19 protein-coding genes, 1 pseudogene and 1 riboswitch are annotated in these 20,646 nt (G+C 70.9%); of the genes and pseudogenes, 3 read left to right on the plus strand and 17 right to left on the minus strand.

The genetic code is table 11. The annotated features are described in order from the left end of the window. Positions 1–96 precede the first annotated feature (96 nt). From FBZ33_RS27225 to thiE, 5 genes and pseudogenes are all read right to left on the minus strand, one after another. Positions 97–675 (minus strand): annotated as a pseudogene (locus tag FBZ33_RS27225) (thiamine phosphate synthase); the annotation flags it as partial. Beyond that, a complete protein-coding gene (locus FBZ33_RS27230; protein ID WP_141911165.1) occupies positions 672–1,451 on the minus strand; it encodes a thiazole synthase in 780 nt (259 codons plus the stop codon). The pseudogene FBZ33_RS27225 and the gene FBZ33_RS27230, both read right to left, overlap by 4 nt. Further along, positions 1,448–1,648 carry a sulfur carrier protein ThiS gene (thiS, locus tag FBZ33_RS27235; RefSeq protein WP_088950217.1) on the minus strand — a complete coding sequence of 67 codons (201 nt, stop codon included), beginning with the start codon at positions 1,646–1,648 and terminating at the stop codon, positions 1,448–1,450. The genes FBZ33_RS27230 and thiS overlap by 4 nt, the downstream gene beginning before the upstream one ends. Further along, positions 1,639–2,820, minus strand: a complete 1,182-nt coding sequence (gene thiO / locus FBZ33_RS27240; protein ID WP_141911166.1) for a glycine oxidase ThiO — start codon at positions 2,818–2,820, stop codon at positions 1,639–1,641. The genes thiS and thiO overlap by 10 nt, the downstream gene beginning before the upstream one ends. Beyond that, positions 2,814–3,440: a thiamine phosphate synthase gene (gene thiE / locus FBZ33_RS27245; RefSeq protein ID WP_141911167.1), complete on the minus strand. Its 627-nt coding sequence runs from the start codon at positions 3,438–3,440 to the stop codon at positions 2,814–2,816. Before thiE ends, thiO begins: the two co-directional genes overlap by 7 nt. Beyond that, a riboswitch (TPP riboswitch) is annotated at positions 3,435–3,544 on the minus strand. Its footprint overlaps the gene before it by 6 nt. 291 nt (positions 3,545–3,835) lie before the next feature. On the opposite strand from thiE, the gene FBZ33_RS27250 reads away from it, so the two are divergent. Together FBZ33_RS27250 and FBZ33_RS27255 are read left to right on the plus strand one after the other, a co-directional pair. Then, a complete protein-coding gene (locus FBZ33_RS27250) occupies positions 3,836–9,667 on the plus strand; it encodes a ThuA domain-containing protein (protein ID WP_141911168.1) in 5,832 nt (1,943 codons plus the stop codon). Between the two features lie 65 nt (positions 9,668–9,732). After that, positions 9,733–10,278 (plus strand): hypothetical protein, encoded by a 546-nt coding sequence (locus FBZ33_RS27255; protein WP_255509050.1) that lies wholly within the window; start codon positions 9,733–9,735, stop codon positions 10,276–10,278. A gap of 98 nt (positions 10,279–10,376) precedes the next feature. Here the strand turns inward: FBZ33_RS27255 and FBZ33_RS27260 are convergent, their stop codons facing one another. The 3 genes from FBZ33_RS27260 to FBZ33_RS27270 are packed head-to-tail and all read right to left on the minus strand — an operon-like array spanning position 10,377 to position 13,702. Then, on the minus strand, positions 10,377–11,339 hold the full coding sequence (locus FBZ33_RS27260) for an aldo/keto reductase (RefSeq protein WP_185755422.1): 963 nt from the start codon (positions 11,337–11,339) through the stop codon (positions 10,377–10,379). Positions 11,340–11,375: 36 nt separating this feature from the next. Next, entirely contained in the window at positions 11,376–13,055 is a 1,680-nt protein-coding gene (locus FBZ33_RS27265) for an ABC-F family ATP-binding cassette domain-containing protein (RefSeq protein ID WP_141911170.1), read from the minus strand. A 41-nt stretch (positions 13,056–13,096) separates the two neighbouring features. After that, positions 13,097–13,702, minus strand: a complete 606-nt coding sequence (locus FBZ33_RS27270; protein ID WP_088950222.1) for a class I SAM-dependent methyltransferase — start codon at positions 13,700–13,702, stop codon at positions 13,097–13,099. A gap of 103 nt (positions 13,703–13,805) precedes the next feature. Here FBZ33_RS27270 and FBZ33_RS27275 point away from each other — a divergent pair, with 103 nt between their 5' ends. Continuing rightward, a complete protein-coding gene (locus FBZ33_RS27275; RefSeq protein WP_255509051.1) occupies positions 13,806–14,888 on the plus strand; it encodes a hypothetical protein in 1,083 nt (360 codons plus the stop codon). An 18-nt stretch (positions 14,889–14,906) separates the two neighbouring features. Here FBZ33_RS27275 and truA read toward each other — a convergent pair whose 3' ends face one another. The 9 genes from truA to FBZ33_RS27320 all read right to left on the minus strand — a co-directional run bounded on the left by truA (position 14,907) and on the right by FBZ33_RS27320 (position 20,612). Then, a complete protein-coding gene (truA, locus tag FBZ33_RS27280) occupies positions 14,907–15,737 on the minus strand; it encodes a tRNA pseudouridine(38-40) synthase TruA (protein ID WP_088950224.1) in 831 nt (276 codons plus the stop codon). Positions 15,738–15,804: 67 nt separating this feature from the next. Beyond that, a complete protein-coding gene (gene rplQ / locus FBZ33_RS27285) occupies positions 15,805–16,362 on the minus strand; it encodes a 50S ribosomal protein L17 (RefSeq protein ID WP_088950225.1) in 558 nt (185 codons plus the stop codon). A 34-nt stretch (positions 16,363–16,396) separates the two neighbouring features. Next, a complete protein-coding gene (locus tag FBZ33_RS27290; RefSeq protein WP_007465227.1) occupies positions 16,397–17,419 on the minus strand; it encodes a DNA-directed RNA polymerase subunit alpha in 1,023 nt (340 codons plus the stop codon). 100 nt (positions 17,420–17,519) lie between these two features. After that, complete coding sequence (gene rpsD / locus FBZ33_RS27295; RefSeq protein WP_030489600.1) at positions 17,520–18,146, minus strand: 30S ribosomal protein S4; 627 nt, start codon at positions 18,144–18,146, stop codon at positions 17,520–17,522. Between the two features lie 13 nt (positions 18,147–18,159). Further along, a complete protein-coding gene (gene rpsK, locus FBZ33_RS27300; RefSeq protein WP_030329919.1) occupies positions 18,160–18,567 on the minus strand; it encodes a 30S ribosomal protein S11 in 408 nt (135 codons plus the stop codon). Between the two features lie 87 nt (positions 18,568–18,654). Next, positions 18,655–19,035: a 30S ribosomal protein S13 gene (rpsM, locus tag FBZ33_RS27305; RefSeq protein WP_088950226.1), complete on the minus strand. Its 381-nt coding sequence runs from the start codon at positions 19,033–19,035 to the stop codon at positions 18,655–18,657. Positions 19,036–19,302: 267 nt separating this feature from the next. After that, positions 19,303–19,416 carry a 50S ribosomal protein L36 gene (rpmJ, locus tag FBZ33_RS27310; RefSeq protein ID WP_088952025.1) on the minus strand — a complete coding sequence of 38 codons (114 nt, stop codon included), beginning with the start codon at positions 19,414–19,416 and terminating at the stop codon, positions 19,303–19,305. Between the two features lie 91 nt (positions 19,417–19,507). Continuing rightward, positions 19,508–19,729 carry a translation initiation factor IF-1 gene (gene infA / locus FBZ33_RS27315; protein ID WP_007073013.1) on the minus strand — a complete coding sequence of 74 codons (222 nt, stop codon included), beginning with the start codon at positions 19,727–19,729 and terminating at the stop codon, positions 19,508–19,510. Between the two features lie 337 nt (positions 19,730–20,066). After that, complete coding sequence (locus FBZ33_RS27320) at positions 20,067–20,612, minus strand: DUF1707 domain-containing protein (RefSeq protein WP_185755423.1); 546 nt, start codon at positions 20,610–20,612, stop codon at positions 20,067–20,069. Positions 20,613–20,646: the final 34 nt, after the last annotated feature.

The raw sequence follows: 20,646 nt of genomic DNA on the forward strand, positions 1-20,646 counted from the left end.
TGATCCCTGCGTGGGCACGGTCGGCCGCAGCCCTGACGTGGAGACCTGGGTGGCCCCGCGCCGGGTTTGGGTCAGCACAGGGGTGACCGCCTCGACATAGGCGTTGGTCAGGGCGGCGGCTGTTTCGGCCGGGTTCGCGGATCGCATGAGTGCGCCCAGTACGGCTACTCCGGTGGCTCCCGCCTTGACGCAGGCGGTTACCTGTTCTGGGGTTTCCACTCCGCCCAGCGCCAGGACCGGCACGTTGCTGATCCTGATCAGCTTTCGCAGGCCGTCCGGTCCCAGGGGTGGGCCGTAGCCCGGTTTTGTCTTTGTGGGCCAGACCGGGGAGACGGTCGCGTAGTGCTCGGTGGTCAGGCGGTTCAGCTCGGCTTCGTCGTGGCAGGAGCGGCCGACCAGGCTGTGGGTCGGCGGCGGGTACGGGCCGGCGGCGGGCAGGTGCACGGCGTCGCCGCCGAGCGGGTCGGGGCCGGCCACGACGAGAGTTCCGCCGACGTCGGCGAGGACCGCCCGCAGGTCGACGGCGAGAGCGGCGCGCTCGGCGCGAGGCAGGTCCTTCTCCCGCAGCACCACCCAGCGCACTCCCCCGGCCACGGCTCCCGCCACGACCCGGTCGAGCCCGCCCCGCGCGACGAGCCGGTCGGTCAACAGGACAACACCGGACGGCGGGGTCACAGGTCCGGTCTTCCCTCGTCGGATGTGGAGGGCAGCGCGTGGAAGCGCCGGGCGATCCGGCCGGCACCTGCCGCCAGCCGGCCCGCCTCGACCGCGTACCGCATCGCGGTCGCCATCGCCACCGGGTCCTCGGCCCGGGTCACGGCGCTGGCCAGCAGCACCGCGTCGCAGCCCAGCTCCATGGCCAGGGCCGCGTCGGAGGCGGTGCCGATGCCCGCGTCGAGGATCACCGGCACGTCCACCCCCTGCCGGATGAGCCGGATGTGGTGGGGGTTGCCGATGCCGAGCCCGGAGCCGATCGGGGAACCGGCCGGCATCACCGCGGCACAGCCCACGTCGGCGAGCCGGCGGGCGAGCACCGGATCGTCGCTGGTGTACGGCAGGACGGTGAAGCCGTCGGCCACCAGTTCCTCGGCGGCGTGGAGCAGTTCGACCCCGTCGGGCAGTAGCGTCCGCTCGTCGCCGATCACCTCCAGCTTGACCCAGTCGGTGTCGAACGCGTCCCGGGCCAGCCGGGCCACCTTCACCGCCTCGGTCGCGGTGTGGCAGCCGGCGGTGTTCGGCAGCAGCCGCACCCCGCATCGGTCCAGCAGCTCCAGCAGCCCACCGGTGGAGCCCGGCGCGGTGCCCACCCGGCGCAGCGCCAGCGTGACCAGCTCGGTGCCGGACGCCCGGATCGCCTGTTCCAGCACGTGCAGGTTCGCGGCGCCGCCGGTGCCGAGGATCAACCGCGAGGTGAACGTCTCCCCACCCAGCTCGAACGTCACGCCGCTCACCCGCCCTGCGCCGCGGTGAGGACCTCGACCCGGTCGCCGTCACGCAGCACAGTGGCCGGCCAGCCGGCCCGGGGCACGACCTCGCCGTTGACCGCGACCGCCACCCCCCGCTGTTCGGGCACGACGTCGCGCACCAGGTCGGCCACCGACGCGCCGCCGGGGACGCTGCGTCCGGCCCCGTTCACCGTCAACTCCACCGGTCCCCCTCCATCGTCGGTTCAGGTCCACCCGCTGCGGCCGGTGTGCGAGCGGCCGATCCGGCACCGACGAACCGTTCGGGTCCGAAGGGCGCGAGCAGTGGGTCGGGCACGCCGTCGAGCACCAGCTCGGTGATCAGGTCGGCGGTGATCGGGGTGAGCACGATGCCGTGCCGGTGGTGCCCGGTGGCGGCAAGCACGTCCGGCCGGTCGGGCAGCGGCCCGAGGATCGGTGCGTTGTCCGGCGTGCCCGGGCGCAGCCCGGCGACCGCCTCGACCAGGTCGTACTCGGCCAGCTCGGGCAGCAGGTCGACTCCGGCGCGGAGCAGGCGCTGCACCGCACCGGCGGTGACAGTGGTGTCCGCCCGTTCCTCGACCGTCGCGCCGAGCACGACCTCGCCGTCGGCGCGGGGCACCAGGTAGACGGGTTCGCCGTCGGCGTACCCCCGGATCACGTGCCGGAAGCCCGGCGCGACGCCGTCGGGCGCGCGGAGCCGGAGGATCTGGCCCTTCACCGGCCGGACGGGCAGGCCAGTGAGGGCGGCGGCCCCACAGCCGGCGGCGACAACCGTGACCGCAGCATCCACATCAGACAGATGCGCGACCGCCTGCGGCACCAGCACCGCGCCGGCCCGCTGGGCGGCCGTGCGCAGCGCCGGCACCAGCCGCCGGGGGTCGACCTGGTGGTCGGTGGGCGCGAGTGCGCCGCCGCGCAGCCGTGGTGCGAGCGCCGGCTCGCGGTCGCGCAGCTCGCTGGGGCGCAGTGGGGTCACCGGCAGGCCCAACCCCTGCTGGTACGCCCAGAGCCGGCGCGCCTCGGCCAGGTCGTCGCCGGTCAGCCCGACCATCAGGGTGCCCTCGGTCCGGTAGCCGATCCCGGTGCCGCTCGCTGCGGTCAGCTCGGCGGCGAACGCCGGCCAGCGGGCGGCGGACGCCAGCAGCAGCCCGGTCAGCTGCCGCTCACCGAAGTACGCCTCGGCGACCGGCGAGAGCATGCCGGCGGCCACCGCCGACGCCCCCGAGCCGGGCTCCGGATCGTGCACCACCACGCGCAGCCCCCGGGCGGCGCAGCGCCAGGCGATCGCCAGCCCGATCGGCCCCGCCCCCACCACCGCGACGTCCGGCCGGGCCCGGTCACTCGATCGCGCTGACTCCGACCGGCCGGTCAGCACGCCAGTGCCTCGATCAGCTCGGCGGTCGCCCGCGCCGGGTCGGCGGCAGCCGAGACCGCCCCGACGACCGCCACCCCGTACGCCCCGGCGGCCCGCAGCTCCGGCACCCGCTCGGCGGTCACGCCGCCGATCGCGATGACCGGCACGTCGACGGCGTCGACGACGGCACGTACGCCCACTGGCCCGATGGGGTCCGGCAGGCCGGACTTGGTGCTGGTGGCGTGGCACGGCCCGACGCCCAGGTAGCTGGCTCCCGCCGCGACCGCCGCGGTCGCTGTTCCCGGCGCGCGGGCGGTGGCGCCCAGCACGCCGGCCGGGCCGAGCACCCGACGGGCGGCGGCGACCGGCAGGTCGTCTGCCCCGACGTGCCCACCGGCGGCACCGACCGCCAGCGCCACGTGCAGCCGGTCGTTGACCAGGCAGGTCGCCCCGTACGGCACGCAGAGCGCCAGCACCCGCTGGGCCAGCTCGTACGCCTCGCGGTCGGTGGCGGAATCCTCGACCCGGACCTGCACCACCAGCTCGGCTCGGGCCACAGCGAGGGCGGCCCGGACCACGGTGAGCGGGTCTCGGCCGGGTCGGGTGTCGGTGATCAGATGCAGTCGCCCCAGGGACGGCATGGCAACGCTCCTCCCTGCGCCGGCATTATCCGGATCAGGTTCGACGGTCGGGGGCTGTCAGCCCCCCTCTCAGCCCGGTGCACCGGGCTCCCGTGGGTTACTTGCGTGTCACCGTACGACAGATCCGCCGGTCTGCCAAGGCGGGTGTCGACGGGCCGGAATGGCGGATTAGGTTGGGCGCTTCATCCCGGTCCTATTCGGAATGTCGCCCCCCGTTGCAGAACCGTTACCTGCCGGCATCTTGCCGGACATTGAGCCAGCCGAATTAATTTGTTCAGCGATTCGACAAAATGTTGGCGGGGGCACCGTGACGCGGTGTCACCACCGGCTCCATCTGGGAGGGTCTTCGGCGAGCCGGCTCCCGCGATCCCTGTCACTACGACATAGGAGGCGGCGTGTCCCGTTCTCGTCGTGCCCGCGTACCCATCACCGCAACCCTGATCTCCCTGGCCATGGCCTCTACCACGCTGTTCGGCACGCCCGCCCAGGCGGCCGCCCAGGTCCCCCCACGGGATGCGAAAGCCGCAGCCCCGGTCAGCCAGGTGGTGCCGAAGGCGCCAAAGGCCGCGGCCGATCCCTTCTCCGTCCTCGTCTTCTCCAAGACCGCCGGCTTCCGGCACGACTCCATCCCCACCGGCATCGCTGCCATCCAACAGCTCGGTGTGGCCAACGGATTCACAGTGGACAACTCCGAGGACGGCGCCGCATTCAACGACGCCAACCTCGCGAAGTACAAGGCGGTTATCTGGCTCTCCACCACCGGTGACGTGCTCGACGCCGATCAGCAGGCGGCGTTCGAGCGCTACGTGAAGGCGGGCGGCGGCTACGTCGGCATCCACGCCGCATCGGACACCGAGTACAGCTGGGCCTGGTACGGCGACCTGGTCGGCGCGTACTTCGCCAACCACCCGCAGAACCAGCAGGCCACGGTCAAGGTGGAGGACCACGCCCACCCGTCCACGACCGGGCTGCCGGACCGCTGGTCCCGGTTCGACGAGTGGTACAACTACCAGACCAACCCCCGGCCGGACGTGCACGTGCTCGCCAGCCTGGACGAGAAGAGCTACACCGCGGGCGCCGGTGCCATGGGCGCCGACCACCCGATCGCCTGGTGTCAGGACTTCGACGGCGGCCGATCCTGGTACACCGGGGGCGGCCACACCCGGGAGTCGTACGCCGAGCCCGAGTTCGTGTCCCACCTGCTCGGCGGCATCCGGACCGCGGCCGGTGTCGAGAACGCCGACTGCGGCGCCTCGAAGACCTCGAACTTCGAGAAGGTCGCGCTGGACAGCAACACCAGCAACCCGATGGAGCTGGACATCGCCGGAGACGGGCGGGTCTTCTACATCGAGCGCGACGGTCGCGTGCAGATCGTCAAGCCGGACACCGGCAGCACCGTCACCGCCGTCGACCTGGACGTCTTCACCGGCAACGAGGACGGCCTGATCGGCATCCGGCTCGACCCGGACTTCGCCACCAACAAGTGGGTGTATCTCTACTACGCCCCGAACGACGGGGTCACCCGCAACCTGCTGTCCCGCTTCACGGTCACCGGCGACACCATCGACCCGGCCAGCGAGAAGCAGGTGCTGCGGGTCGACACCCAGCGCAACACCTGCTGCCACGCTGGCGGCAGCATGGCCTTCGACAGCGCCGGCAACCTCTACCTGGCCACCGGTGACAACACCAACCCGTTCGAGTCGAGCGCGTACTCGCCGCTCGACGAGCGGCCGGGCCGCCAGGACTACGACTCGCAGCGCACCTCGGCCAACGCCAACGACCTGCGCGGCAAGGTGATCCGGATCCACCCGGAGGACGACGGCACGTACACCGTCCCGACGGGCAACCTCTTCGCGCCGGGCACTGAGAAGACCCGCCCCGAGATCTACGCGATGGGCTTCCGCAACCCGTTCCGGATCGGCACCGACCCGAAGACCGACACCCTGTACGTCGGGGACTACGGGCCGGACGCCAACGCGAACAACCCGGACCGGGGCCCCCGGGGCCTGGTCGAGTGGAACGTCGTGACCCCCGGCAACTACGGCTGGCCGTACTGCACCGGGACGAACGAGGCGTACAACGACTACACGTTCCCATCCGGGCCGAGCGGCCCGAAGTTCGACTGCGCCGCCCCGGTGAACAACTCGCCCAACAACACGGGCCTGACCAACCTCCCGCCGGTCGTCCCGGCCACCGTCGACTACGGGTACGCCGGTGACGCGCGCTACCCGGAGATCGGCGGCGGTGGCGCGCCGATGGGCGGCCCGGCCTACCGCTACGACGCGGACCTCAACTCCAACCGCAAGTGGCCGGCGTACTACGACGGCAAGGCTCTGCTCGGCGAGTGGAACCAGAACAAGATGTACACCATGCAGGTGACCCCCGACGGCAAATCGTTGGTGGACATCAATCAGCTGCTCACCGGCATGAAGATGGTCCGGCCGATGGACTTCGAGTTCGGTCCGGACGGCGCGCTCTATCTGATCGAGTGGGGCACCGGGTTCGGCGGCAACAACGACGACTCCGGCATCTACCGGATCGACTACACCGCCGGTGACCGCGCACCGATCGCCGCGGCGTCCGCCAACCCGACCTCGGGCCCGGCGCCGCTGACTGTCACCTTCTCCAGCGCCGGCTCCCGGGACCCGGACGGCGGCGCGCTCACCTACTCGTGGACCTTCGGCGACGGGCAGACCTCGACCGAGGCCAACCCGACGCACACGTACGCGACGGCCGGCAGCTACACCGCCCAGCTCACGGTGACCAACCCGAAGGGCCGTACCGCGGTGGCGAACGTGCCGGTCACCGTGGGCAACACCGCACCGACGGTGAGCATCGAGTTCCCGCCGGACGGTGGCTTTTTCAACTGGGGTGACCAGGTCCGCTACTCCGTCAAGGTGACCGACCCCGAGGACGGGCAGGTCGACTGCGACAAGGTGCAGCTCCAGGTGCTGCTGGGTCACGACGAGCACGCCCACCCGCTGGAGCAGCACACCGGGTGCACCGGCACGGTCCAGACGTCGCTCGCCTCCGGGCACGGCGCCGAGGCGAACGTCTTCGCTGTCTTCGAGGCCACCTACACCGACGAAGGTGGTGCCGGTGGCGCGGGCGCGCTCACCGGCCGGGACATCGAGATCCTGCAGCCCAAGCAGAAGCAGGCCGAGTACTTCACGGCCACCGGACGGGTGCCGGGCGGCACCGGCGGCGGAGACGCCGGCGTGCAACGAGAGGCCGGCGCCGACACCGCCGGTGGCGGCCAGAGCATCGCGTTCATCGAGGACGGCGACTGGTGGTCGGTCGTCCCGGCGGACCTGACGAACATCACCGAGATCCGGTTCCGGGCCGCCTCGGCCGCCGCCGGCGGTCGGATCGAGGTCCACGCGGGCGCCGTCGACGGACCGGTCGTGGCCACGGCCACCGTTCCGACGACCGGCGCGTGGCAGACGTACACGGACGTGAGCGCGCCGGTGACCGGTGCCGCGAGCGGCTCGCTGTACTTCGTGGCCCGCGACCCGAACGGCGGAACGGGTTCGCTGTTCAACGTCAACTGGATGGACTTCATCGGCCGCGGCGTCACCGAGAACGGGCCGCCGGTGGTCACCGCCACCGCGACCCCGGCCACCGGCACCGTGCCGGTCACCGTCGAGTTCGACGGCACGGCCACCGACGCCGAGGGCGACACCCCGCTGACGTACGCCTGGGACTTCGGTGACGGAGGCTCGGCGACCACCCTCGACGCCAGCCACACCTACACCAACGCGGGCACCTTCACGGCCACCCTCACGGTGACCGACAGCAAGGGCGCCAAGTCGTACGCCACGGTGCCGGTGCGGGTCGACGCTCCGGATACGTCCTGCTTCGGGGCGCGTTCGGACGACTTCAACGGCAACAGCCTCGACAAGGAGCGCTGGACCAGCGTGGTCCGGGAGAACCAGCTCTACTCGCTCAGCGGCGGCGCGCTGCGGCTGCCCACCGCGGTGGGCGACCTCTACGGCGCTCGCAACGACGCCACCAACCTGGTGCTGCAGGCGGCTCCGACCGGCGCCTGGGAGATGACCACCAAGGTCACGCTGCCGGTGACGGCGAACTACCAGCAGGCTGGCGTGCTGGTGTACGGCGACGACGACAACTACGCCAAGCTGGACCTGCTGTACAACGGCAGCCGGCGGGTGGAGTTCATCCGGGAGACGGCCGGTACGCCTCGCAACGAGGCCGCCGACAGTGCCGCCGCGCCGGCGGGTGACACCGGGTACCTGCGGATCACCAGCGACGGGACGAACCTGACCGCCGCCGCCTCGGGCGACGGGCAGACCTTCACCCCGGTCGGCCAGTCGGCACCGCTCGCCGGTATCACCAACCCGCGGATCGGGGTCTTCGCGCTCAACGGAGGCACCGAGGCGCCCGTGGTCGACGCCGCGTTCGACTCGTTCCAGGTCACGCCGGACGCCCCGGCCGGCCCGGTCGACCCGTCGGACGAGTTCACCGGTTCCACGTTGGACAAGTGCCGCTGGGACGCCATCACGCGGGAGGACCCGAACGGTTACCGGGTCACCGGTGGCGCGCTGCGGATCGACGTGCCCAACGGTGACATCTACGGCACCGACAACACCGGGCCGAAGAACTTCATCCTCCAGACCGCGCCGTCCGGCGACTGGACCCTGGAGACGAAGGTCGACGGCAGTCTGCTGAACGAGCAGTACCAGCAGGCCGGTCTGCTCGTGCAGGCCGACGACGACAACTACCTGAAGTTGGACTTCATCGCGGACAACCAGGCCGGCCAGGCGGTGACGCGGCGGATCGAGTTCCGCAGCGAGATCGCCGGGACGGTGCAGAACCCGCAGCCGGAGGCGGCCAGCCTCACCTCGGCGGTGTGGCACCTGCGGCTGGCCCGCACCGGTGACACGTTCACCGCGTCGTACTCGGCCGACGGGACGACCTGGACCGCGTTGGAGGCGCTGACGAACAGCGCGGTGGGTGCCACCCCGAAGGTCGGGTTGTTCACCCTCGGCGCCAACCAGACCGCCTCGAAGACCGCCGCGTTCGACTACTTCCGGTTGAGCACGAAGGTCGCCGACGAGACCGCGCCGGTCACCACGGCGACGGTGTCCGGCACCCCGACCGAGGGGTGGTACACGGGGCCGGTGACGGTGACCCTCGCCGCCACCGACGAGGCCGGCGGTAGCGGGCTGGCCAGCACCGAGTACCAGTTGGACGGTGCCACCACCTGGACGGCCTACACCGCTCCGGTGGCGGTCAGCGGGGACGGCGAGCACGAGGTGCGGTTCCGCTCGACCGACCAGGCGGGCAACGTGGAGTCGACGAAGACCGTCTCGGTCAAGATCGACACCACAGCGCCGGTCACCACGGCGACGTTCGCTCCGGCGAACGACGCCGGCTGGCACAACGGGACGATCCCGGTCGTGCTGGCCTCGACCGACGCCGGTTCCGGCGTCAAGACGGTGGAGTGGTCCCTGGACGGTGGCACCTGGACGCCGTACACGACGCCGGTCGAGGTGACCGGTGACGGCCAGCACGAGCTGCTGTTCCGCTCGACCGACAAGGCGGGCAACGCCGAGACGCTCAAGTCGGCGGTGCTGCGCATCGACGGCACGAAGCCGACGCTGCTGGTGTCCGGGATCGCCGACGGCCAGCTCTACGGTGACAGCCAGGACGTTCGGGTGTCCTGGCAGGCCGTCGACCCGACCTCGGGCATCGCGTCCGTGGTCGGCCAGCTGGACGGCAGGGCGTACGCCAGCGGCACTCTCCAGGCCATGTACGAGCTGCCGCTCGGCCTGCACGAGCTGACCGTGACCGCGACCGACAAGGCGGGCAACCAGACCACCTCTGCGGTCCGGTTCTTCGTCACCACCTCGTTCCGGGACATGCAGGGCCTGCTGGACCGGTTCAAGGCGACGGGTCGACTCTCGGCCAAGGCGCACAAGCAGTTGACGGCGAAGCTGGACGCGGCCCGTCAGGCCGAGGCGGCCGGCAACGACAACAAGGCGATCAAGCAGTTGACCGCCTTCCGTACGCTGGCCGCCGACGCCACACTGGTGGCCGAGGCGGAGATCCGGGACGTCCTGATCCGGGACGCCGACGCCATGATCGTCCGGCTCGGCGGCGCGGCCAGCAAGGCCGGGGTGAAGGCGAACGACGGCGCTCCGATCAAGGGCACCGGACGCCTGGGTGAGGATGCCACCCGGCTCGCACCCGGTCGCCAGCTCTGATCCGACGAGGCCCCTCCCCGACGTCACGACGTCGGGGAGGGGCCTCCCTCGTAGGTAGTGAGGAGATGTCCGTGACGGGTATCCGCAAGGTGTTGGCCGCCGTTCTCGTCGGGCTGGCCCTGACCCTGTTCTCCGCTGCCCCGGCGGCCGCTCAGGCCGACAAGCTCAAACTGACGGTGGCCGGTGACGGGGCTGAGGGGGTCACCATCCAGGCCGTCTACGCCGACGGCCGCCGGCTGGACCGGGTGGTGCGGTTGGTCCTCACCGCCACCGGCCCGGACGGGCAGAAGGTCGGGCCGGTGCAACTGGAGCCACAGCCCGAGGGGCAGGGCTTCTACAGCAGCGGCCGGGTGCTCTCCACCGGCACGTGGAAGGTGACGGTGAGCTCCCCCGCTCCGCTCAAGAGCGAGGCCACGGCCACTGTGCAGGCCCGGGCAGCACAGTCACCGCCGGTGCCCGCACCGGTCGCGGTGACCAGAACGACTGACGGAGACCGCGGGGCGGGTGCCGGCTGGTGGCCGTTCGCGGCGGCCGGCCTCGTGCTCGTCGCCGCGGCGATGGGGGTGGCCATGCTCTTCGGCCGCCGCCGCACCGGTACGCAGAACGACTGATCGACTCGACATCCTTGAAGTCGGGGCTTCCCGGACCGCAGGACGCCCCGACTTCAAGGAACGCGAGTGGATCACGCGCCGGCGGGCGCCCGCCTCGCTCAGAGGATGGCGCGCAGCGCCGTCAGATCCTCGTCGCTGGGTTCCCAGGTGCCGGCGGCGGCGTTGGCCACCACCTGCTCGGGCGTGGTGGCACCAGCGATCACCGAGGTCACCGCCGGCTGGGCGGCCAGCCCGCCGATCGCCACCTGCAGCATCGTGAGACCCCGCTCGGCCGCGTACGCCTCGATCGCCTCGATGGTGTCCCAGTCGGCTGCGGCGAGCCGCTCCGCGTACCGGCCACCGCCGGAGAGTCGGCTGCCGGCCGGCGGCTGACCCGAGCGCTTGTACTTACCGGTGAGCAGCCCGTTGGCGAGCGGGAAGAACGGCAGCATGCCAAGGCCGAACCGCTCGCAGGCCGGGATGACCTCGGTCTCCACCGAACGCTCCAACAGGCTGTAGTGGTTCTGGGCGCTGATGAAGCGGGCCCGACCGTTGGACGACGCGACCCAGTCCGCGTCGGCGATCTGCCAGCCGGCGAAGTTGGAGTTGCCCAGATAACGCACCTTGCCGTCGCGGACCAGGTCGTCCAGGGCGGCGAGGGTCTCGTCGATCGGGGTGCCCGGGTCGGGCTCGTGCATCTGGTAGAGGTCGATGTGGTCGGTGCCGAGCCGGCGCAGCGACGCCTCCACGGCACGGGCGATGTAGCGCCGCGAACCCCGGGCACCGAAGTCCGGCCCGTTGAGGCCGTTCATGTCCATGCCGAACTTGGTGGCCACCACCACGTCGTCCCGGCGTCCCTTGAGCGCCTGCCCGAGCAGCTCCTCGGAGCCGCCCTGCGGTTCGCCGTAGATGTCAGCGGTGTCGAACAGGGTGATCCCGGCGTCCAGAGCGGCGTCCACCACCGCGCGCGTGCCGTCGAGGTCGAGCTTGCGGCCAAAGTTGTTGCAGCCGATGCCGACCACGGACACCACGAGCCCGGAGTCGCCCAACCGGCGATAGGTCATCTCAGTCACGAGATCCACCCTATGCCCGCCGGACGCGGCGGGCCCGGGGACGGCTCAGCCCACGTCCCAGACCGGTTCCGGGGTCTCGACCACCTCGTTGTCGCCCCGGAACAGCACGAACCGGTCGAAGGACCGGGTGAACCAGCGGTCGTGGGTGACCGCGATCACCGTCCCGTCGAACGCGTTCAGGCCCGCCTCCAGTGCCTCCGCGCTGGCCAGGTCGAGGTTGTCGGTGGGTTCGTCGAGCAGCAGCAGGGTCGCCCCGGACAGCTCCAGCAGCAGCACCAGGAACCGGGCCTGCTGCCCACCGGAGAGCGTGCCGAAGCGCTGGTCGCCCTGCGCGGCCAACTCGTAGCGGCTGAGCACCCCCATCGCCGCGTGCCGGTCCATCCCGGTGCGATGCTCGTCACCCCGCCAGAGGATCTCGACCAGCGTCTTCGACATCAGCTCTGGCCGGTCGTGGGTCTGGGAGAAGTGACCGGGTCGGACCCGGGCACCGAGGCGGGCTGTGCCGTCGTGCGCCACCGGGGCGAGCGCGCCCGCCCCGTCGACCGGCCCGTTCGCCGGGTCGGGGTCGGTGCCGCCCCGGGCCAGCAACCGCAGGAAGTGCGACTTGCCACTGCCGTTGGCACCGAGCACCGCCACCCGGTCGCCGTACCAGATCTCCAGGTCGAAGGGGAAGGTCAGGCCGTCGAGCTCAAGCTGCTCGCAGATGACCGCGCGCTTGCCGGTCCGCCCGCCGCTCAGCCGCATCCGGATGTCCTGGTCCTTCGGCGGTACGGGGGGCGGCCCGGCCTCCTCGAACTTGCGCAGCCTGGTCTGCGCTGCCTGGTAGCGCGAGGCCAACCCGTCGTTGTACGCGGCCTTCTGCTTGTACATCAGCATCAGCTCGCGCAGCTTCTGGTGCTCCTCGTCCCAGCGACGACGCAGCTCGTCCAGGCGGGCGTGCCGGGCCACCCGGGCGGAGTGCCAACTGGCGAAGCCACCCGGGTGCACCCAGGCGCTGCCGCCCTCGACGGCGACCACCCGGTCGGCGCTCTGGGCCAGCAGCTCGCGGTCGTGCGACACGTAGAGCACCGACTTGGTCGACTCGCGCAGTCGCGCCTCCAGCCAGCGTTTGCCGGGCACGTCGAGGAAGTTGTCCGGCTCGTCGAGCAGCAGCACCTCGTCCGAGCCGCGCAGCAGCAGCTCCAACGCGAAGCGCTTCTGCTGGCCACCGGAGAGGGTGCGCACCGGCCGGTCCCCCACGGTGTCCCAGGGCAGGCCGAGCACGATTGTCGCGACGGTGTCGAAGAGCACCTCGGCGTCGTACCCGCCGGCCTCGCCCCAGGCGCCGAGCGCGTCGGCGTACGCCAACTGTGCCTTGCCCGCGGCGTTGCTGAACTTGCCGTGGGCCTCGGCCGCCCGCATGGCCATCTCGGTCTCGCCGAGCCGGCGGCCGGCGTCGCGCAGCGCGGGCGGGGCCAGCGACAGGGCGAGGTCGGCGAGCGTCGACTCGTCCCCGATCATGCCGATGAACTGGCGCATGACGCCCAGCCCACCGGCGCGCGCGACGACGCCGCTCCGCACCGGCAGGTCACCGGCGACCATTCGCAGCAGCGTCGTCTTCCCCGCGCCGTTCGGGCCGACCAGGGCGACCTTGGCGCCCTCCCCGACCCGGAACGACACGTCGGTGAAGAGTTCCCTACCGTCGGGCAGGATGTGCCCGACCCCTGCCACGTCCACGTATCCCACGCGGGGATCCTGCCCCAGCGAGGGGCGGAGGGTATATCCAATTACCGGGTGACTCGCAGCACCCGGAAGCCCTTCTGGCTGGCGTGCCGCTCCACCTGCCAGCTCTGCTCGGTGAGCCAGCGTTGCAGCGAGTCGCCGCCGAGGTGCCGGGCGACGACCAGCCAGCCGACACCGTCCGGCGCGAGGCGGGGCAGCCACCGCAGCAGCAGGTCGTGCAGCCCGTCCTTACCGATCCGAATGGGAGGGTTGGACCAGATCTGGGCGAACGAGACGTCGGCCGGCACGTCGTCCGGCGCGCTGACCCGGACCCGGTCGCCGGCGCCGATCCGGACCGCGTTGGCGGCGGTCAGCTCACGGGCCCGGGCGTTGACGTCGACGGCCCAGACGGTGCTCGCGGGCGCGAGGTCGGCCAGCACGCAGCTGATCGGCCCGAATCCGCAGCCCAGGTCGAGCAGGTCGCCGCTGGTGTCGGCTGCGGGCAGCTCGGCCTTGCGCAGCAGGACCGCCGTGCCCGGGTCGAGCCGGCTGGCGGAGAAGACCCCGCCGGCCGAGGCGAGCCGGTAGTCGCGGTCGGCGACAGAGAACTCGATCTCGCGCGCCGGGGCGTCGCTGGCAGGCTGCGCAGTGAAGTAGTGGTCGCCGGTCACGCCGGCAATTCTCGCACCGGCCCGGGCCGGCCATGACACGGCCTACGCACACATTTCCTGGATATTATCCCCAAAAGGGACAATGGCTCTTACTCTGGGCGACATGGTGTATCGGTACGAGTCCGATGAGGACGCTTTCGAGGAGTACCCGGAGCCCGGGTCCGACCTGTCGGTGCTCAGCGCCGGTCCGCCCCCGCCCGCCGGGCCCTCTCCGTCGCGCTTCCCCACGCCGTCGCTGCCGCGAGCGAACCAGCTCTCGCTGCCGTCGTCGTCGCCACCGCCGCCGCCACCGCCACGGCCGACTCGTGCCGAGACGCCGCCCGCCACGCCCCGTGGCCACGTCTACAGCTCCGCGTCGCCGATCGAGCCATCAGCCCGACGCGGCGGCGGCCGACTGTGGCAGGTGCTGATCGGCGGCGCAGCCGTCCTGGTGCTGCTCGCCCTCTGCGGCCTGGGCGCCGCCGCGCTGCTCGACAACCGCGACCAGCAACCGCAGGCCACCCCGACGTTCCAGCCGAACGCCGCCCCGACGTCCGCCGCGGCACAACGGCTCACCCTGGACTCCCGGGACACCGACCAGGCCCCGCTCACCGCCAAGGAACTCTTCGCCGGCAAGGAGTTGAAGCTCAACGACGGCCAGCCGAGCTACCAGGTCCTCAAGACCCAGTCCAGCGCCAGCTGTGCCGTCGCCGCCACCGGCGAGGTCGCCGACCTGCTGGTCCGACTCGGCTGCAACCAGATCGTCCGGGCCACGCTGCGGACACCCGACGGGGACCACCTGGTCACCGCCGGCCTGTTCAACCTCACCGACAAGGTCAGCGCGGAACGGGCCCGGGACCGGATCCGGCCGCTGCTCGACGAACGGCAGGGCCGGTTCCGTGGCCTCACCTCCGGCGAGGGCGACGGCACCGACGTGCTGGCCAGCGCCCCGGCGCGGGTGGGCTGGCAGGTCCGGGGCCACTACCTGGCGTACGCGCTGGTGGTCCAGAAGGACGGTTCGGCGATCAAGGCGGGAGACGCCAAGGTCGGCGAGATCCTGTTCGACATGATCGAGCTGCACCTCAGCCGGGGGGTGCTGCAACAGCGGGCCGACGGTGGCAGCGCCGGACAGCCGACGGCGGCGCCGACCGGCAGCAGCGGAACCCAGGGTGGCAGCACCGACGACGGCGAACTGCCGGGCAACTGACCGGCACGCCGTCGACGGTCAGCCCTCGACCGGGACCCGCAGCCGGCGGGTGAGGTCGGCACGGCGGGCGTAATCGGCCGGGTCGGCCGGGTAGCCGACCGCGACGAGGGTCAACCCGCGCGCCGGGGCCACTGTCACCTCACTGGAGCGAACCTCACTGGTGAGCAGGCTGCCCGGCCATTCGACCGGGCGGCGGCCGTCGCCCGCGACCAGCATCGCCCCCACCAGGCTGCGCACCATCGCCTGGCAGAACGCGTCGGCCTGCACGGTGGCCACCAGGATGCCGTCCGGGTCCCGACGCCAGTCCAGCCGGGTCACCTCGCGCAGTGTGGTCGCGTTCTCCTTGCGCCGGCAGTACGCGGCGAAGTCGTGCTCACCGACCAGACCGCTCGCCGCGGCGTTCAGCGCGGCCAGGTCCAGGGGCTTGGGCCAGGCCAGCACCTCGTGCCGCCGCAGCGGCTCCGCACCAAAGGGCGCGTCGGTGACCCGGTACTCGTAGCGCCGGAAGGTAGCCGAGAACCGGGCGTCGAAGTCGGACGGCACCTCGGTCATCGCCCGTACGCGTACGTCGGTGGGGAGCAGGCGGGCCAGCCGACGCAGCAGCCGCCCCTCGTGCTCCCGCCACACGTCGACGGGCAGGTCCAGGTGGCACACCTGCCCGGTGGCGTGGACTCCCGCGTCGGTCCGCCCGGCCACCGTCAGCCCGGTGGCCGTACCGGCGCCGAGGACGAGGTCCAGGGTCTCGACCAGCACCCCCGCGACGGTGCGCCGGGTCGGCTGGGCGGCCCAGCCGGAGAAGCCCGTGCCGTCGTACGAGACGTCCAGCCGCAGCCGGATCCGCTCGTCCACCTCGTACCTCCTGTCATGGGTCGGGCCCGACACCCCGATGGGGTGCCGGGCCCGACGTTGCCCTTGATCAGGCCTTGTTCTCGGTGGCCTCGTCGCTGTCCTCACGGGCGGCGTCGGTGTCACCGGACGCCGACACCGGCGCCTCGGAGTCCTGGTCGGCCGGGGCCGACTTCGGGGTCTCGTCGGCCGGGGCGAGCGCCTCGACCTTGTCCTGCTGCGCGGCCTTGCGGGCGGCGGTCTTCTTGTTCGCCTTCGGCTCGGCGACCTGAAGCTCCTCCACCAGCTCGATGATGGCCATCGGCGCGTTGTCACCCTTGCGCGGACCGGTCTTCACGATCCGGGTGTAACCGCCGGGGCGGTTGGAGTACCGGGGCGCGATCTGGTCGAACAGGGCGTAGACCACGTCCTTGTCCTTGACGACACCCAGCACCCGCCGCCGCGAGGCGAGGTCACCGCGCTTGGCCTTGGTGATGAGCTGCTCGGCCAGCGGACGCAGCCGCCGAGCCTTCGTCTCGGTCGTCTGGATCTTGCCGTGCTGGAACAGCGCGGTCGCCAGGTTGGCGAGCATCAGCCGCTCGTGCGAGGGGCTGCCGCCGAGGCGGGGGCCCTTGGTGGGCGTGGGCATTTTTGGTGCTCCTCAGTTGTGGCGGCAGCGCGGACTAGAGCTGCTCGGTCTCGCGGTAGTCGTCGGTGTCGTAGTCGGCCTCGCCGAAGGTGTCCACGACGTGCGCCGGGTCGAAGTTCGGAGCCGAGTCCTTCAGCCCGAGACCCATCCCGGCGAGCTTCATCTTGACCTCGTCGATCGACTTCTGCCCGAAGTTGCGGATGTCGAGGAGGTCGGCCTCGGTACGCCCGATGAGCTCACCAACGGAGTTGATGCCCTCGCGCTTGAGGCAGTTGTAGGAGCGGACGGTGAGGTCCAGCTCCTCGATCGGCAGTGCGAGGTCCGCCGCCAGCTGGGCGTCCTGCGGGGACGGCCCGATGTCGATGCCCTCGGCGGTCTCGTCCAGCTCCCGGGCCAGCCCGAACAGCTCGACCAGCGTCGAACCGGCGGAGGCCAGCGCGGTACGCGGACCCATCGACGGCTTGGTCTCGACGTCGATGATCAGCCGGTCGAAGTCGGTGCGCTGCTCGACACGGGTCGCCTCGACGCGGTAGGTCACCTTCAGCACCGGCGAGTAGATCGAGTCGACCGGGATGCGGCCGATCTCGGCGCCGGACTGCTTGTTCTGCGCCGCCGTCACGTAGCCCCGGCCCCGCTCGACGGTCAGCTCCATGTCGAGCCGGCCCTTGCCGTTGAGGGTGGCGAGCTTGAGATCCGGGTTGTGCACCGAGACGCCGGCCGGCGGCTGGATGTCCCCCGCGGTCACGTCGCCCGGGCCCTGCTTGCGCAGGTACATGCTGACCGGCTCGTCGTGCTCGGAGCTGACGCACAGCTCCTTGATGTTCATGACGAGCTCGACCACGTCCTCCTTGACACCGGGGATCGTGGTGAACTCGTGCAGCACGCCGTCGATCTTGATCGAGGTGACGGCCGCGCCCGGGATCGACGACAGCAGCGTGCGCCGCAGCGAGTTGCCCAGGGTGTAGCCGAAGCCCGGCTCCAGCGGCTCGATGGCGAACCGGGACCGGGTCTCGTTGATCGACTCCTCGGACAGGGAGGGTCGCTGGCTGATGAGCATCTTTTCTCTTCTCTTCCGGGGCGCCCGCTATTTGACGCCCACGACACAAACTGTTCCGGTGGCCCGCCCCCGGGAGGGCGGGCCACCGAACGAGCTCGAACTACTTGGAGTAGAGCTCGACGATCAGCTGTTCCTGGACCTGCGTGTCGATGACCTGCCGGGCCGGGAGGGAGTGCACGAGCACCTTCATCTGGCTCGGGATGGCCTCAAGCCACGCCGGAACCGTCTTCGAGCCGGCCTGAGCCTGCGCGACGATGAACGGGGTGAGCTCCTTGCTCTTGCCCCGAACCTCGATGATGTCGTGCTCCTTGACGCGGTACGACGGGATGTCGACCTTCTTGCCGTTCACCGTGAAGTGACCGTGCTTGACCAACTGGCGGGCCATGTCCCGCGAGTGGGCATAGCCGGCCCGGTAAACGACGTTGTCCAGCCGCGACTCGAGGATCTGCAGGAGGACCTCACCGGTCTTGGCCTGCTTGCCAACGGCTTCCTCGTAGTAACCGCGGAACTGCTTCTCCAGCACGCCGTAGACACGACGGGCCTTCTGCTTCTCACGGAGCTGGAGCAGGTACTCCGTCTCCTTCGTGCGGCCGCGGCCGTGCTGCCCGGGCGGGAACGGCCGGGACTCGAACGGGCACTTCGGACCATCGCACTTGCTGCCCTTGAGGAACAGCTTCATCTTCTCCCGCCGGCAACGGCGGCAGTCTGCACCGGTGTAACGAGCCATCTCTCTCTACCTCTCAGACCCGGCGACGCTTCGGCGGACGGCACCCGTTGTGCGGCTGCGGGGTGACGTCGGCGATCTGCCCGACCTCGAGGCCCACGGCCTGCAGCGAACGGATGGCGGTTTCCCGGCCGGAGCCGGGGCCCTTGACGAACACGTCGACCTTGCGCATGCCGTGCTCCATGGCGCGACGCGCGGCAGCCTCGGCGGCCAGCTGCGCGGCGAACGGAGTCGACTTGCGGGAGCCCTTGAAGCCCACCTGGCCAGCGGAGGCCCAGGAGATGACCGCACCGGTCGGGTCCGTGATGGACACGATGGTGTTGTTGAACGTGCTCTTGATGTGCGCCTGCCCGTGGGCGACGTTCTTGCGTTCCTTGCGCCGGACCTTCTTGACAGCGGCTCCGGCACGAGCCTTCGGTGGCATAAGTCTGTGCGCTCCTAGTTGACTTTCCGGATTGGGTTGCGGCCTGACCCACCTCGGCGGCGGCCGACCCCGTCATCCGGTTAAGAACTACTTCTTGCCGGGCTTCTTCTTGCCGGCGACGGTCCGCTTCGGGCCCTTGCGGGTCCGTGCATTGGTCTTGGTCCGCTGGCCACGCACGGGCAGACCCCGGCGGTGCCGGATGCCGGCGTAGCAGCCGATCTCAACCTTGCGGCGGATGTCAGCGGCGACCTCGCGGCGCAGGTCGCCTTCAACCTTGTAGTTGCCCTCGATGTGGTCGCGGAGCTGCACGAGCTCCTCGTCCGTGAGGTCCCGAGCGCGCTTGTCCGGCGAGATGCCGGTAGCGGCGAGTGTCTCCTGGGCGCGGGTGCGACCGAGCCCGAAGATGTAGGTGAGCGCGATTTCCATCCGCTTCTCGCGGGGGAGATCCACGCCGACTAGACGTGCCATGTGCGGGCGTACTCCTCATGATGTGTGGCGGAGGTGTGGACCCGTCCCATCCCGCTACCGACTGTCCCGTCCTTCCGACGCGGTGAGCGCCGGCGACCGGGAACGGTCGCTGCCCGAGCGGGCCCCGGCCTCCGACCGGGGGTCAGCCACGCAGGAGTACGTCTCGCGTACCGCTCGTGGCTGGGACGAGCATGTGTGATGTGTGTGTCGCTGAGGATCCGCCTGGACCAACGCCACCCGGCCGGTGTTACGGCCGGACGGGCTGAGTCAGCCCTGGCGCTGCTTGTGGCGCGGGTCGCTGCAGATGACCATGACCCGGCCGTGCCGGCGGATAACCCGGCACTTCTGGCAGATCCTCTTGACGCTCGGCTTGACCTTCACGGTTGCCTTACTTCCCATCTGGCCCGGGGACGCGCGTTGCACGACACCAGACGTCGAAGACGGACACGGGACTTCCCGGTCGTCGTCAGGACTACTTGTAGCGGTAGACGATGCGCCCGCGGGTCAGGTCGTACGGCGAAAGTTCGACGACGACCCGGTCCTCCGGAAGGATGCGGATGTAGTGCTGCCGCATCTTGCCGCTGATGTGAGCCAACACCTTGTGGCCGTTCGCGAGCTCCACCCGGAACATGGCGTTCGGCAGGGGCTCGATGACCCGACCCTCGATCTCAATGGCTCCGTCTTTTTTCGGCATGTCCTCCGCTGTCCTGACGTCGATTGCTCCGGGCGGCCCACAACGTCTTACACGGAAATCTGATCAGAATCAGAAGACCGCGCCAGCCGCGGCTCCAGGTCCCACCGAAGCGCAGGGTGGGCATGCCGGAGTGGACGCTGTGCGCCGATCTGAAAGTGTACGCCGGCCTGCACTCGCACGCCAAACCGGCCACCCACCCACCCCTGTCCCCCACCCCCAGAACCCACCCCCAGCCCCGTTGATCATGAAGTTAGCGTCACGACACGCCGGGAACGGCGGCGATAACCTCATGATCAACGGGCGGGGGTGGGCCTGGGGGCGGGGTTGGGGTTGGGCGTCAGGGGGTTGGTGGGGGATTTTCTGGGTTGGTGGTGGGGGGGTTGCGCTTTGCCCGTTTGCGCTGTCGCTTGACCGCTTGGCGCCTTGGCTCTCCCCCGGCCAACCCAGTGACCGTCTGGACCGCCAGCACCGCGCCCCACGGCCCCGCCACCCAGGCCGGCCAGAAGTAGAGCAGGTCCTGGCTGAGCAGCGACGTCACCGCCCAGATGGTCACCACGATGGCGATCACCTTCAGGTACGGCAGCCACACCTCGGCCAGCCAGCGGGCCGTGACGCCGCGCGCCACCGGGGCGGGCTGGTCACCGACACTCGGCGGGGCAGCCGGGGTGAGCGGCGACAGCGCCGAACGCTCCACCGGCGCAACCGGCGGCAGGTCGGTCAGCAGCCCGTCCAACTCGGCGTACGTGCGCGCGGCGTAGGCCCGCTGCAACCGCTCGTCATACTCGTGCAAATCCAGCCGACCCTCGTTGAGGGCGACCCGTAACCGGTCGGCCACCGCCGTACGGTCCGAGTCCGAGGCTCGCATCCCGTCGCGCCCGTCCATGCCGGCAAGCATGCCACCGTCACGCCAGTCATGC

The organism is Micromonospora sp. A202, assembly GCF_006715105.1.
Taxonomy (GTDB): Bacteria; Actinomycetota; Actinomycetes; order Mycobacteriales; family Micromonosporaceae; genus Micromonospora; species Micromonospora zamorensis.